Origin of the sequence: Actinomadura chibensis NBRC 106107 (assembly GCF_001552135.1) — a bacterium.
In the GTDB taxonomy this organism is placed as follows: Bacteria; Actinomycetota; Actinomycetes; order Streptosporangiales; family Streptosporangiaceae; genus Spirillospora; species Spirillospora chibensis.
In genome coordinates this window covers 70,103-83,851 of sequence record NZ_BCQP01000057.1, presented here as the reverse complement: position 1 = coordinate 83,851, position 13,749 = coordinate 70,103, and the positions used below count along the sequence as shown (strand labels likewise).

Genomic DNA, 13,749 nt, shown 5'->3' with positions numbered 1-13,749 from the left:
CGCGCTGCAGTTCGCCGCCGGACAGCGCGGCGGGCGTCCGGCGCGCCGTCGCCGCCGGGACGCCGAGCCGGGCGAGCAGGTCGGCCGCCTCGTCCCGCGCGGCGGCGCGGGACAGCCCGCGCAGCCGGACGGCCGTCCGGGCGACCTGGTCGAGGACGGTCCGCCGGTCGTCGAACGAGCCGCGGACCTCCTGCCACACGTACTGCACGCGGCGCTTCCGCGTCATGTCGCGGCGGCGGTGCGGCGGCAGGTCGGCGCCGTCGAGCGCGATGCGTCCGGTGCGGCGTTCGTGCAGGCCCGCGACGCAGCGGGCCAGCGTCGTCTTGCCGCTCCCGGACGTCCCGACGACCGCGACGCACTCCCCTTCGGCCAGCGAGAAGGCGATGTCGTGGAGCACTTCGCCACGGCGTCCGGGACGCAGCCATGCGCTGAGCCCGTCGACGGTCAGCCGGGGCTCCCCCGCTGCACTCCCCTCCCACGGCGGCACCGGCCGGACGGGAAGCGTTTCGGCGGGAGTGCCCTGCCCGACGACCCGTCCGTCCGCGAGGAGGACGACGTGCTCGGCCAGCGTCCGGACCAGGTCGTGGTCGTGGCTGAGCAGCAGGACGGCCATGCCGTCGCGGGCGAGCGCGGCGATCCGGTCGGCGACGCCCATCCGGGTCACGGCGTCGAGGCCGGTTCCGGGCTCGTCCAGGACGAGGGCGCGCGGCCCGCAGGCCAGCGCCTGCGCGAGCGCGACCCGTTGCCGCTGCCCGCCGGAGAACTGGTGCGGGAAGCGGCGCAGCACGTCCCGGCCGGACGGCAGCCGCGCCTGGTCGAGCGCCGCCGCCGCGACCTCGCCCTGCGCCGATCCGGGCCGGTGCAGCGCGGCCAGCTCGCGGAGGACGGCGCCCGTCCGGCGGGCCGGGTTCAGCGCGCTGCCGGGATGCTGCGGCATGTAGGCGACCGTCCGTCCGCGCAGCGTCGCGGCCTCGCGGGTGACGCCCGTCTCGTCCACCACGGCGACGCCGCCTACCCTGACCGAGCCGCGAAGTCGAACGCCCGGCGCCGCCTCGCCGAGCAGCGCGAGCGCCGTGGTCGTCTTGCCGCTGCCGGACGGCCCGACCAGCGCCGTCACGCCGCCCGCCGGGACGGTGAGGTCGACGCCGTCCAGCAGCACGGAGCCGCCCGCCCGCGCCGTGAGCCCCCGGACCTCGATCATCGTCGGCTCCGCAGCAGCCGGTCGGCCAGCAGGTTCAGCCCGACCGTGAACATGACGAGCAGCGCGGCGGGCGCGCACACCGCCCACGGCTGGACGAGCAGCGCCTCCCGGCCGCCCGCGATCGTCACGCCCCAGTCGGGCGAGGTCGGTTCGAGGCCGAGGCCGAGGAAGTTCGCGGCGGCGACGGTGAACACGGCGGCGCCGACGCGGGTGCCCGCGTCGGCGGCGGCGACCGGCAGGACGGCGCGTCCGACATGGCCGAACAGGACGCGGGCCCGCGACTCGCCCTGCATCCGCATCGCCTCCGCCACCGGCCCGCTCGCCGCGTCGAGCGCCGCCGCCCGCACGAGCCGCGCCACCGCCGGGACGTTCAGCGCCCCGACCGCCAGCGCGATCGCCTCCGGATGCCCGCGCCAGCCGACCCCGACGACACTAATGACGAGCAGTGACGGAATCGGGAGCAGGAGCTCGACCGGGCGCATGAGCAGCTCGTCCAGCCAGCGGTGCCGGGTCGCGGCGGCGGCGAGGCCGAGCGGCGCGCCCGCGAGGTGGCCGAGCGCGACGGCGCAGCACGCGACGCCGAGCGCGCTCGGACCGCCGCGCAGGAGCAGGCCGAGGACGTCGCGGCCGAGCCGGTCGGTGCCGAGCGGGTGCCCGGCGCCGAGCGTGTAGGGCGCGCCGTCGGGCGGGGTGACCGCGTCCGCGAGGAGCGGTCCCAGCACGGCGACCGCCAGCGGGACCGCGACCAGCAGCGCGGCCGCCGCCGTCCCGACCGAGGGGCGGCGCGTCACCGGAGCACCTCCGTGCGCGGCGCCAGCCGGTGGCTGACCAGGTCGGCCGCGACGTTGAACGCGAGCGCGACCGCCGCGAGCAGCAGCGTCAGCGCCTGGACGACCGGCACGTCGCGGCCCTGCACCGCGTCCACCAGCGCGGTCGCGCTGCCGGGGATCGCGAAGACCGCCTCGACGATCAGCACGCCGCCGAGGAGCTGGTCGCCGGTCCGGGCGAGTTCCTGGACGCCCGGCACCGCCGCGTTCGGCAGGACGTGCCGCAGCACGAGCCGTCCGCGCGGCACGCCGAGCCGCCGCGCCTGGACGACGTAGTCGGCGTTCAGGGCGGCGATCGTCCCGGCGCGGAACTGGCGGGCGAGCAGGCACACCGTCCGGGCGAGGAGCACGGCGACCGGCAGGACGAGCAGGCCGGGCCGGGTCAGCAGGTCGGCCGCGCCCGCGTCCAGCCAGGTGGAGGGGAACCAGCCGAGCCGCAGCGCGAACACCGCGACCGCGACGAGCGCCAGCACGAAGTCGGGGACGGAGTTCAGCGCGAGCATTCCGGCCGACAGCGCGCGGTCCAGTCGGCCGCCCTCCCGCAGGCCCATGACCAGCCCGAGGACGAGCGCGAGCGGCACGAGCAGCACGGCCGTGACGCAGGCGAGCAGCGCGGTCGTCGCGAGCGAGCGGGCGACGATGCCGCCGACCGGCTCGCCGCCGATCAGCGACGTCCCGAGGTCGCCGGACAGCAGCGCGCCCGCCCAGTCGGCGAACCGGTCGGCGATCGGGCGGTCCAGCCCGAGCTGCGTCCTGAGCCGCGCGACCTGCTCCAGGCTCGCCTGCTCGTTGAACGCGACCTCGGCCGCGTCGCCCGGCAGCAGCGCGGTCAGCAGGAAGATCAGGACGGCCAGCGCCGCGAGCTGGACGACCGCGAGCGACACCCGCCGCAGTGCGTGCCGCGCCACCGGTCACCCGAGCCATACGGTGTCGAACCGCGCCCATTCGAGCGTGTTGGGCGGCGCGGGCTTGACGCCGTGCAGCCTCGCCGAAACCGCGTTCAGCCAATCGGGATGGCCCCAGAGGACGAGCCCGCCGGTGTCGCGGAGGCGGAGCTGGACGTCGCGGTAAAGCTCGGTGCGCTTCTTCTCGTCGGTCTCCGACTGCGCCTTGACGAACTGCTTGTCGAAGTCGGGACGGTGCCAGGCGGTGGCATTCTGCGGGGAGTCGGAGAGGAACCGCTCGCTGAGATAGGTGGGAATGGGCATCGCGCCGCTGCGGTGGCTGCCGATCGTTCCCGTCTTCAGCATGTCGGTGAAATAGCTCTCCGGCGGGCCGGTCGTCACCTTGATGCGCAGCCCCGCCTCCGCTGCCTGCTCGGCGAACATGTGGGCCGAGTCGACGAAGGTGTCCGCGATGGTGGCGGTGTAGAAGGTGATTTCCTTGTTCAGCGCCCCGGACTTGCGGAGCAGGCGGCGGGCCTCCTCGACGTCCCGTCCGCGCTGCGGGACGTTCTCCGGGTAGTACTCGAACCCCCGGCCGAAGATGTCGTTCCCGAGTTCGCCCTTTCCGCCGAGGACGGTGCTCACGAGTTTCTCGCGGTCGGCGAGCAGTTTCATCGCCATCGCCGCGTCCGGGTCGTCGAAGGGCGGGCGGTCGGTCTTCAGGGCGAACCCCTCGGCGCCGCTGCCCGGCGTCGCGACGATCCGCACCTTGGAACCGCCTCGGACGACGCGGGCGAACGTCGGCGACATCTCGTGCGCGTACTCGACTTCGCCCGCCTGCACGGCGTTGGCCCGCGCCTCCGTCTCGGCGGACAGGATGCGCAGTTCGTCCACGTGCGGCGGCCCGGCCCAGTGGTCGTCGAACCGGCGGGCGGTGAACGTCCGCCCGGCGGTGAAGGAGCGGAACTGGAACGGTCCAGTCCCGATCGGACGGGACGGGTCGCGGTAGCCGCGCCGCACGATCGCCGTCCCGGTCATGGCGAGCAGCGACGGCAGTTCGGCGTTCGGGCGCTTGAGGACGAGCTCGACGCCCCGTCCGCCCGAGAGGGCGCGCGACCGGCGCAGGTCGATGATCGACAGGGACGACTTCGCCTTGTGGTCGGCGGCGTCCGGGGCGAGGATGCGGGCCAGGCTGTAGAGGACGTCGTCCGCGTCCAGGCGGTGGCCGTCGTGGAACGCGGCGTCCCTCAGCTCGAAGCGCCAGACCGTGGCTTCCTCGTTCGTCTCCCAGCGGGTCGCCAGGCGCGGGACGGGGCGGAGCGTCCCGTCCAGCTCGACGAGCTTGTCGAACACGGCCTTGTGCCGGGCGATGTCGACGAACTGGCGCTGCGCGTGCGGGTCGAGCGTCTCCTTGGCGCCCGCGCCCGGGAAGACGGCGCGGACCGTCCCGCCCTTGCGCGGGGTCGTCGCCCCGCCGTCCTCACCGCTCGCGCACGAGCCGAGCAGGACCGCCCCCGCCGCGCCGCCGGCCAGCCCGAGGAACCCACGCCGAGTGCTCTCGCCCCGCACGCCGTGCACCACCCTCCCCATGTCGCTTGTTGCATCTAATACGCAAATGCAACTGACTCGCAACACGGAGGGTGCTGGACCGCCAGGTCAGACCGGATACCTCAGCGCCTCGTCCACCTCCGTACTGCTCGGGTCCGCGATCACCTGGGGCTTGGGCGGAACCTCCTGCCCGGCCACCAACTCGTCCAACGGGGTCCGCGGCGGCAGCGTCCGCCACCGACCGTCCTCCTCCAGCCGATCATCGCTCATCCCCCCATCATGCAACCTCCCCCGCCGAACCGCACGCCCCTTTCCGCCCCTAATAGAATCCCGGAAAACAGGAAAGAGGCCGCCCATGAACGAGGAAGAACCACGAAAGCCGCTGCCCTACAACGCGAAGGGCCTGCGCGGAAAACTCGCCCACGTCCTCGTAGCCGAACCCACCGACGAAACCAATTGGCCCGCCGACCTCCCACCCGGAACCAAGACCGTAATCATTGTCGACGACGAGCCGAACCCCCACCACACACTAAGAGTCCACCCACCAAGCGACCCAACCCGCACGGCCCTGGTCGTCTACGACCAACTAGCACTGGCCGAAGACCCACCCCCGAGCAGAATGGACCCCCGCCGCATCGCCCTCAACCGACGCCACAGCATAGAAATGGGCCAACTGTTCACAGAGTTCCTGGAGTCCCACCCGGACGTGGAATCCGAACTCCACAACGCCCAAATGACCAAGGCCCAAGAAGAAGCCTGGACGACCTACAGCGCGCCCCTCCTCCACCGCCACCAATCCGAACGCGCGGCCCTAGCCACCCAACTAGAAGCCGAACAAACCCAACCCGACACATAACCGAACCCACCACCCGCCGACCGGCACGCTGCCTCGGCCTTTACATGGCATCATCGGCACATGCCCGTCGACATCCCGACGATCGTGGCGACCAGCATGGGCTTCCGTCGGCGCGGAGCCGCGTGGACGCCTGGCCCGGTCTTCCCCTTTCTGTTCGAGTTGTCCGGGGCGGCCGCCTCACCGAGGTTGTGCTTCATCGCGACGGCCGGGGGCGACCAGGCATCGACGATCGACCGCTTCTACCAAGCGTTTTCAGGGAATGAGATCCAAGCCTCCCATCTGGCCTTGTTCGACAAGCCCAACGTGGAGGACGTGCGCGCCCACCTCCTCGCCCAGGACGTGATTTGGGTCGATCGCGGCAGCCTGGTCAATCTCGTGGCGGTATGGCGCGCCCACGGCCTGGACGAAGCACTCCGGGAAAGCTGGGAGGCAGGCGTGGTGCTCGCCGGGGAGTCAGCGGGATCACTGTGCTGGCACGAAGCCGGAACCACCGATTCCTTCGGGCCCGAAGTGCGGCCCGCCGCGGGGCTGGGCTTCCTTCCGTACGGCAACGCCGTCCACTACGAACATCGGCGCGAGGACTTTCAGAGCCGAGTCGCCGCCGGCGAACTCCCACCCGTCAGTTTCGCCACGGACGCGGGCACCGGGCTGGTCTACCAGAACACCGAGCTGGTCGAGGTCATCTCAGACCGGAAAAACGCGCGCGCCTACCGAATCGAGCGGCAAGCCGACGGCGGCGTCGCCGAGACGGCGTTGGAGCCCCGCCGTCTGCGCTGACCTCACAGCAGACCGGCGAGCCGGTGCCGAACCTCTTGGACGTCCGAACGGCGTGGCCAGCGGTCCAAGGTGGGAAGAACGCGCCGCAGTTCGGCACGTGCGGATTGGGAATCAAGCGCCACCGCGTCCCCGATCACCTCGAAAACCGTCGCGCAGGCCAACCCGGGCTCTCCGGCGTTGGCGTACGCCTGCGCGCACTTCGCGGAGGTGATCGCGTGAGTACGTTTCGACCTGGCGGCGATCCCGTCCATCCGCGGCTCAAGCGTGTCGATCACCGTTGTGCCGCCTCCCAGGTAAACGTCGCAGGTGGCCTTGTAAATGGCCCAGAGATCCGCGTCGCCCACACTCCGCTGGCCGACGGTGCGTCCTCCATCGTCGCCGGTACCGGCCGCGGCGAGGTGGGCAAGAGTCGCGTCGAGAGCGCGTCTGCTCGCGTCGGGCCGACCCATGAGCGCGAGGCCGAACGCCATCTGCTTGGCGGCCATCGCCTTGACGCGCGGTGCGGCGCCATGAACATGGAGGGCTTGGTCGGCTTGTTCGACGGCGGCTACGCCGTCGGACGCGTAACTGATGGCGAGCATGGAGCGGCGGACGTGGGCATAGCCGACCATCGAGGGCCATCCCAAGGCGTCCGCCCACTGCTGCACTCGGTCGGCCCAGTAGAGAGCGGAGGGAAGATCGCCGGATTCTTCGGCCATCCACGACACGAACTCCGCCCCGCGAGTCTGGAGAAGGGTGAACGCCGGTCGTAAAGCGGCCGGGGCCCGGCGACGGACGGCGTCGATGAGAGCGATCTGTCCGGTCAACGGGCCGACGAGTTGACCAGGCGGCAGGACTCGGCCGGCCGATTGGAGCCCAACGAGGGTGTCGTCAAGCTCGGCCAGCAATTCCTCATCAGGACTGATCGTCTCGGCCGCGCGCTGGAGCCCGCCGAGCATGCTGCCGGACAGCGCGCCGACGCCGAGCGCGGCCAGGAGTTCACGACGCGAAACAGGCACGGTCGATCCTCGCTGAGGGACGCGCACCAGGATGAATTCCCCGTCATTCGGGCCGTTCTGGTGCTCCGGATCTCCAGGGTAGGCACCGGCCGCAAGTACGGACACCGTCCCGCCGCCACCGAAGGCAGCGTCGAGTCGCGCGGCCAACTGGGGCTTCAAGACGCGAGAACCGGTCTCGATCTGCGATAGCAGCGACACGGAGCAGCCGGCTCTGCGGGCGAGCACGGCGAGAGTGAGCCCGCGAGCTTGCCGCATTTTCCGCAACAACGCCCCGAGCCCCGGATCACCGTGCATGACGGGCCTTTCTCTTCACAAATCTTCACAACGGAGCCAATGCGGCTGGCAGGACACTCTCGCCTATCCAACTCTAGAGCCCGTAACCGCACACGGGAAGGAATGCCCAGAACCACTTCTCGCTCCACGGCGATCAATGGACGCACCACCATAATGATGTCCGCAATGCGCGACTCGACCGCACTGCGCGGCGATATTTCCCAAATGCATGGAGGACGTCCACCGAAGGCGGCCCCGGCGGCGTTGGCCGGGGCCTTGGCCGGAAGGCAGGTACGACCCATGGCTGATCGTGTGTTCTCCGATGACCGGCTCGCGGCGTTGGGCGCGCACCTGTCGGCGCGGAGGCTGGACGTTCGACTCACCTCGCGCGGGCTGCGCGTCGAGGACGCCGGTAGGCCCGGCTGCTGCGAGGACGTCCCCAGCCCGTCCGACGTCATCACCTGCCGCACGCGCCCCGAGGACGGCGGGCGGCCGTGGTTCTTCACGTCCTGGAACGAGCCGATCGCCGAGGCCGGACGCGTCACCGACGCCGCCGTCGTCATCATCGGCTATCTGCGCCGGAGCGACCAGTGACCGACGCCGAGCGCCGACCGGCTCGGCGAGTTGAGCGCGCGGCGGAACGTCCAGCCTCATCGGCCGAGGTACTCGCGCGCCCAGATCACCACGGCCCCGAGTGGCGCGCACGGCATCGGCGGGAAAGAGATGACGGGTGGCTACGCGCCGCCGTCCACGGCCTCATCGCCACCTGACCATCGGAGTGGACATGTTCGACGACTTCGGGCCCGCTGAACGGCTCCACGCGGCCGTCCGCAGGTGTGCCCCGCAGATCGCGGCGGCGCCCGTCCAGGACGAGGAGGCGGGCCTCACCCGCGTCATCGTCACCTACCGCGACGCGGGTCCCTGGCTCATCCGCTGGGACGGCACGTCCTACACCTGGCACAACGGCCCCCACAAAGACACCCGCCTCGGCCCCGACCCCGAAACCGCAGCCGCCCGCGTCGCCACAACCCTCGGCGCAACCCCCTAAACCAGGACCGGCGCGCCGTCCCCCCACCCGCCGCGCCGTCCCCACCTGGACGAAACTCAGGAGGTGAAGTCGCGCCAATCCTCAATAACACCGTTCCAGTCATTCCTATTGAGGAAATGACAGTACGGAAGTTGCGAGTCGGGGAGTCGCAGCGGCTTGTGGCCTGCCCAGCAGGCCACTTCCGTATGGCACAGTCGAAGCTGCTTGATCACCTCGATGGCGGGCAGAAGATCCGTGTCCCCGGAGAAGAGCACGAGTGCGTCGTACTGGCCGCGTAGCGCGAGGTGCATGAGGTCGACGGCGATGGCGACGTCGATGTCCTTCTCTCGCGGCGGAGCGTCGGGCCAGCCTCGGTAGTTGAGCTGGCGACGGATCACTTGGACTCGCGGGTCACGGGACCACCGCGCGGCCTGGGCGTCATTGGCCGACGTCGGTGTGGGCTGGTGGTTGGGGTCGGGCCTGCCCCGGTAGACGCGGATCGCCGTGACCTCACTCGGCCGGGACCGCCGTTGCTCGATGATGGCGGCGACGCGGGCAGGGTCAGGGACGCAACAGTGGGCGGGGTGCCGTAGTTCTCGAAGAGGCCGTGTCCGACAAGGTGGATGTTCTGATAATCCAAGAACAGAGCGACACGCTCTCGCACTAATGCTCTCCAAGAAAAAGCCCCGCCAGTCCCGGAGGACGGCGGGGAATAATGACTCGATGTTATGAGACGTCAGCTACCGGTGTCAACGTGAGCCGTTGACACCCGTCGCCCCGACGCGGGCGGCCCCAGGCTACCCTTGACCACCGTGAGTTGTCATCTCTTTACTCAACGTTGCCACGCTGAGGGTGCCTCGGCCTTGCAACTCCAGGTAGGGGGCGGCCCCGTCCCCAGGGGTGGGGGACGGGGCCGGGCCGCGCTGGGTGGGGGTGCCCGCGCGGGGGGTCATTGAGCCTTCGCGTCTCCGGAGCCTGTGCGGGGCAGGCTCCGGGCACACGGTGGACGGGAAGGGCTCAATGATCGGTGGCTGCCTCCGCGCCCGCTCCGGTGAGGGAGCGGACCTCGATCTCGGCGTACTTCTCGGCGTTGTGCTCCTTGCTGAGGAGGGTGCCGAAGAAGCCGCACAGGAAGCCGAACGGGATGGAGATGATCCCCGGGTTCTCCAGCGGGAACCAGTGGAAGTCCACGTCGGTGAACAGGGCCTTCGGTGAGCCGGAGACGACCGGGGAGAACGCGACCAGGAAGATCGCGGAGCCGAGGCCGCCGTAGATCGCGGCGACGGCGCCCGTGGTGTTGAACCGCTTCCAGAACAGGCTGTAGAGGATCGCGGGCAGGTTCCCGGACGCGGCGACCGCGAACGCGAGGGCGACGAGGAACGCGACGTTCAGGCGCTGCGCGTAGATGCCGAGGACGATCGCGACCGCGCCGATCACGAACGCGGAGATGCGCGCGACGCGGACCTCGTCCCGCTCGGTGGCCTTGCCCTTGCGGAACACGTGCGCGTACAGGTCGTGCGAGAAGGACGACGACGACGCGAGCGTCAGCCCGGACACGACGGCGAGGATCGTCGCGAACGCGACCGCCGCGATGACCGCGAGCAGGATGGTGCCGCCCGCGCTGCCGAACACGATGTCGCCGATCTTCTCGGCGAGCTGCGGCGCGGCGGTGTTGCCCGCCGGGTTCTCCTTGGCGATCGCCTTGCTGCCGACGAGCGCGGCGGCGCCGAACCCGAGGACGAGGGTCAGCAGGTAGAACACGCCGATGATGCCGATGCCCCAGAGCACCGACTTGCGGGCGTCGCGGGACGTCGGGACGGTGTAGAAGCGGATCAGGATGTGCGGCAGCCCGGCCGTCCCGAGGACGAGCGCGAGCCCCAGGCTGATCAGGTCGAGCTTGCCCTCAAGGCCCTGCGCCTCGGTGCCGTAGCGCAGGCCGGGCTCCAGGAACGCGCTGCCCTTGCCGCTCTGCCCGGCGGCGTCGTCCAGCAGGGACGACAGGTTGAAGTTGAAGTGGCCGAGGACGAGCAGCGTGATGAGGATGGCGCCGGTCATCAGCAGGACGGCCTTGACGATCTGCACCCAGGTGGTGCCCTTCATCCCGCCGAACACCACGTACACGATCATCAGGACGCCGACCAGCGCGATCGTGGCGCCCTTCGCGAAGTCGCTGCTGAACCCGAACAGCAGCGAGACGAGCGCGCCCGCGCCGACCATCTGCGCCAGCAGGTAGAAGATCGACACGACGATGGTGGAGACGCCGGCGGCGGTGCGGACGGGACGCGGGCTCATCCGGAACGCCAGCACGTCCGCCATCGTGAACCGGCCGGAGTTGCGCAGCAGTTCGGCGACGAGCAGCAGCGCGACGAGCCACGCGACGAGGAACCCGATCGAGTACAGGAACCCGTCGTAGCCGTTCAGGGCGATGAGCCCGGCGATGCCGAGGAACGACGCGGCGGACATGTAGTCGCCGCCGATCGCGAGGCCGTTCTGCGCGCCGGAGAAGGAGCGTCCGCCCGCGTAGAAGTCGGTGGCGTCCTTGGTGTGCCGGCTCGCCCACACGGTGATGATGAGCGTGATGGCGACGAAGACCAGGAAAAGTGTGATCGACAGAGTCTCGTCACTCATCGGGCCACCTCCGTCTCGGGGGCGTCGGCGTCACCGGAGCCGGAGGAGGCTTCGACGGCGGCGCGGATGCGGTCGGCGGCCGGGTCCAGGCTGCGGTCGGCGTGCCGCGCGTACAGCCAGGCGATGAGGAACGTCGACACGAACTGGAGCAGGCCGAACACCAGCGCGACGTTGATGGAGCCGACCAGCTCCTTGCCCATGAAGCCGCGCGCCCATCCGGACATGACGACGTAGAGCAGGTACCAGGCGAGGAAGGCGGCGGTCATCGGGAATGCGAATCGGCGGAATCTGCGGCGAAGATCCTGGAACTCCGCACTGCTCTGGAACCGTTCGTAAACGGTGCCGGAGGCGTTCTTTTCGAAGGACACGACCACCCTCCTGTGTTGTGACCCCGGTCACGCGCCACCGTAAGGACGGTCCAGGGGCCGGGCGAGTGTTCCGCCCCGGGGCTGCGGTCAGCAGCCATTCATCGTCGGCGGCCTGCGCGCCGCGTCGATGAGCGGTCCGTCTGGCACGATGAACGGTCGGCCCGAACGGGCCCCGATCGGAGGCCCCCGAGGCCCTGCTCAGACCCGTCGCGGACGCCAGGTGCCCCGGTCGACGTCGAGCGACTCGGGCGTGTGCAGGCGCACCATCATGCGCGCCACCCCCGGCGGCACCCGGCCCGGCGTGCACCAGGACACGACGATCATGACGGTGAACGCGATGGGGACCGTCCAGGCGGCGGGCTCGGCGAGCAGCGCGCCCGCGAGGCCGCCGGGCGGTCCGGCGGCGATGGTGACGATCACGGCGGTCCCGGCGAGCAGTCCGCCCGCGACGAGCCCGGCGAACGCGCCCGGCACGGTCAGCCGCCGCCACCACACGCCGAGGACGAGCAGCGGGCAGAACGTCGACGCGGCCACCGCGAACGCCAGCCCGACGACGTCGGCGACGGCGAGCGAGCGGGCCGTGATCGCGAGGGCCAGCGGGACGACGAGCGCGAGCAGCGTCCCGGCCCGGAACGAGCGGACGCCGCCGCGCAGGATGTCCTGCGCCAGCACGCCCGCGACGGACACGGTGATCCCCGACGACGTGGACAGGAACGCGGCGACCGCGCCGCCGGTGACGAGCGCGCCGAGCAGGTCGCCGCCGAGGCCGCCGATGAGCCGTCCGGGCAGGGTGAGGACGACGGCGTCGGCGCGTCCCGTCATCAGCAGCTCGGGCGTGTAGAGGCGGCCGAGCACCCCGTACAGCGCGGGCAGCAGGTAGAACGCGCCGAGCAGTGACAGGACCATCACGGTGGTGCGGCGGGCGGCGCGGCCGTCCGGGTTCGTGTAGAAGCGGACGAGGACGTGCGGCAGGCCCATCGTCCCGAGGAACGTGGCGAGGATCAGCGAGTACGTGCCGTAGAGGGAATGGTCGCGGCCGTCCAGGGGCAGCATCCATTCGCGGTCGGTGCTGACAGGGCTGCCGCGGACGTGCGGGACGTCGGCGCCCGCCGGGAACGTGACGTCGGTGTCCTCCTCGATGCGGTGCTCGCCGGGGGCCAGCACCAGCGGGTCGGCGCGGTGGTCGCGGCCGTCGACCCGGCCGTCCACGACGACCTGGACGGGCGCGGTCACGTTCACGGTGACGGCCAGCCCGACGCTGACCGTGGTGCGGTCGTCGAAGCGGGGCGGGACGTCCGACGACAGGCCGGGCGCGCCGTCGTACCGCCACGCCAGCAGCAGGAACACCAGCGGGACGGCGAGCGCGGTCAGCTTCATCCAGTACTGGAACGCCTGGACGAGCGTCACGCTGCGCATCCCGCCGACCAGCACGTTCACCGCGACGACGACCGCGATCAGGATGCCGCCCGCCCATACCGGCGCGCCCGTCACCGTCCGCAGGACGAGCCCGGCGGACTGGAACTGCGGCAGCAGGTACAGCCAGCTGATCAGCACGACGAGCACGCTCGCGACCCGCCGCACCGCCATGGATTCGAGCCGCGCCTCGGCGAAGTCGGGCAGCGTGTACGCGCCGGAGCGGCGCAGCGGCGCCGATACGAGCACCAGCAGGACGAGGTAGCCGCCCGTCCAGCCGACGGGGAGCCACAGCATGTCCGCGCCGTAGGCGAGGATCAGGCCCGCGATGCCGAGGAACGACGCCGCCGACAGGTACTCGCCGCCGATCGCGGACGCGTTGCGCAGCGGCGTCACCGTCCGGGACGCGACGTAGAAGTCGGACGTCGTCCGCGAGATGCGCACCCCGAGCACGCCGATCAGCACGGTCGCGACGACGACCAGCACGACGCCCGCCAGCCCGTAGGCCGCGCTCACCGCTCCTCCGCGGCGGAGCGTTCCGAGCGGTCGACGAGCTCGGCGAAGTCGTCCTCGTTGCGCTCCGCCTGCCGGACGTACCACCAGCCGCAGCCGACGAACCACGGGTAGATCAGCCCGCCGAGCAGCACCCACGGCAGCGGCGCGCCGAGCACCTCCTGCTCGCGGACGGCCGGGGACACCTCGAACAGCAGCGGCAGCCCGAACGCCACGGCGCCGAGCACCAGGCACAGCCCGGCCGCGAGGCGCAGCTGCGTGCGGATCAGCGACCGCATGTACGCCTCGCCGAGCCCGGTCTGCTCGTCGATCTCGCGCGTGACCGGGTAGCGGGGGCGCCGGACGGCCCGCGTCCGCGGCCCGGTGACGAGCACCCGCCCGGGCGCGATCCCGCCCGGCCGCTTCGGGTCGTCCGGTCGCCGCGCGCCCTCCGGCC

General features: G+C 71.3%; 15 protein-coding genes. 4 read left to right on the top strand and 11 right to left on the bottom strand.

Annotated elements, in window-relative coordinates; all coding sequences use genetic code 11:
• The 5 genes from ACH01S_RS46570 to ACH01S_RS43935 form a co-directional block, all read right to left on the bottom strand.
• The coding region (locus ACH01S_RS46570; protein WP_067899911.1) for an ABC transporter ATP-binding protein at positions 1 to 1,201 on the bottom strand (1,201 nt) is incomplete at its 3' end.
• Entirely contained in the window at positions 1,198 to 1,992 is a 795-nt protein-coding gene (locus ACH01S_RS31340; RefSeq protein ID WP_067899908.1) for an ABC transporter permease, read from the bottom strand. The genes ACH01S_RS31340 and ACH01S_RS46570, both read right to left, overlap by 4 nt.
• Positions 1,989 to 2,936 carry an ABC transporter permease gene (locus ACH01S_RS31335; RefSeq protein ID WP_067899905.1) on the bottom strand — a complete coding sequence of 316 codons (948 nt, stop codon included), beginning with the start codon at positions 2,934 to 2,936 and terminating at the stop codon, positions 1,989 to 1,991. Before ACH01S_RS31335 ends, ACH01S_RS31340 begins: the two co-directional genes overlap by 4 nt.
• A gap of 3 nt (positions 2,937 to 2,939) precedes the next feature.
• Positions 2,940 to 4,490, bottom strand: coding sequence for an ABC transporter substrate-binding protein (locus ACH01S_RS31330; RefSeq protein WP_218010462.1), 1,551 nt, complete (start codon positions 4,488 to 4,490; stop codon positions 2,940 to 2,942).
• A gap of 78 nt (positions 4,491 to 4,568) precedes the next feature.
• Positions 4,569 to 4,730: a hypothetical protein gene (locus ACH01S_RS43935; protein WP_157406335.1), complete on the bottom strand. Its 162-nt coding sequence runs from the start codon at positions 4,728 to 4,730 to the stop codon at positions 4,569 to 4,571.
• Positions 4,731 to 4,815: 85 nt separating this feature from the next.
• Here ACH01S_RS43935 and ACH01S_RS44925 point away from each other — a divergent pair, with 85 nt between their 5' ends.
• Both ACH01S_RS44925 and ACH01S_RS31320 read left to right on the top strand, forming a co-directional pair.
• Entirely contained in the window at positions 4,816 to 5,316 is a 501-nt protein-coding gene (locus ACH01S_RS44925) for a DUF7161 family protein (protein ID WP_174564928.1), read from the top strand.
• Between the two features lie 60 nt (positions 5,317 to 5,376).
• Positions 5,377 to 6,093 (top strand): Type 1 glutamine amidotransferase-like domain-containing protein, encoded by a 717-nt coding sequence (locus ACH01S_RS31320; protein WP_067899896.1) that lies wholly within the window; start codon positions 5,377 to 5,379, stop codon positions 6,091 to 6,093.
• Between the two features lie 2 nt (positions 6,094 to 6,095).
• On the opposite strand, the gene ACH01S_RS31315 is transcribed toward ACH01S_RS31320, so the two are convergent.
• The gene (locus tag ACH01S_RS31315; protein ID WP_067899893.1) at positions 6,096 to 7,385 is read right to left on the bottom strand and encodes a helix-turn-helix domain-containing protein; all 1,290 of its coding nucleotides are present in this window, start codon (positions 7,383 to 7,385) and stop codon (positions 6,096 to 6,098) included.
• A 279-nt stretch (positions 7,386 to 7,664) separates the two neighbouring features.
• On the opposite strand from ACH01S_RS31315, the gene ACH01S_RS31310 reads away from it, so the two are divergent.
• Together ACH01S_RS31310 and ACH01S_RS31305 are read left to right on the top strand one after the other, a co-directional pair.
• A complete protein-coding gene (locus tag ACH01S_RS31310) occupies positions 7,665 to 7,958 on the top strand; it encodes a hypothetical protein (RefSeq protein WP_148344521.1) in 294 nt (97 codons plus the stop codon).
• A gap of 190 nt (positions 7,959 to 8,148) precedes the next feature.
• Entirely contained in the window at positions 8,149 to 8,412 is a 264-nt protein-coding gene (locus tag ACH01S_RS31305) for a hypothetical protein (protein WP_067899887.1), read from the top strand.
• A 56-nt stretch (positions 8,413 to 8,468) separates the two neighbouring features.
• Here the strand turns inward: ACH01S_RS31305 and ACH01S_RS42760 are convergent, their stop codons facing one another.
• The 5 genes from ACH01S_RS42760 to ACH01S_RS31280 form a co-directional block, all read right to left on the bottom strand.
• The gene (locus tag ACH01S_RS42760) at positions 8,469 to 9,068 is read right to left on the bottom strand and encodes an NYN domain-containing protein (RefSeq protein WP_218010461.1); all 600 of its coding nucleotides are present in this window, start codon (positions 9,066 to 9,068) and stop codon (positions 8,469 to 8,471) included.
• A gap of 340 nt (positions 9,069 to 9,408) precedes the next feature.
• Positions 9,409 to 11,019 carry a monocarboxylic acid transporter gene (locus tag ACH01S_RS31295; protein ID WP_067899881.1) on the bottom strand — a complete coding sequence of 537 codons (1,611 nt, stop codon included), beginning with the start codon at positions 11,017 to 11,019 and terminating at the stop codon, positions 9,409 to 9,411.
• A complete protein-coding gene (locus ACH01S_RS31290; RefSeq protein WP_067899878.1) occupies positions 11,016 to 11,387 on the bottom strand; it encodes a DUF485 domain-containing protein in 372 nt (123 codons plus the stop codon). The genes ACH01S_RS31295 and ACH01S_RS31290 overlap by 4 nt, the downstream gene beginning before the upstream one ends.
• Before the next feature lie 198 nt (positions 11,388 to 11,585).
• Positions 11,586 to 13,316: a sodium/solute symporter gene (locus ACH01S_RS31285; protein ID WP_067899876.1), complete on the bottom strand. Its 1,731-nt coding sequence runs from the start codon at positions 13,314 to 13,316 to the stop codon at positions 11,586 to 11,588.
• Entirely contained in the window at positions 13,313 to 13,687 is a 375-nt protein-coding gene (locus tag ACH01S_RS31280; RefSeq protein WP_246236845.1) for a DUF485 domain-containing protein, read from the bottom strand. The genes ACH01S_RS31285 and ACH01S_RS31280 overlap by 4 nt, the downstream gene beginning before the upstream one ends.
• Positions 13,688 to 13,749: the final 62 nt, after the last annotated feature.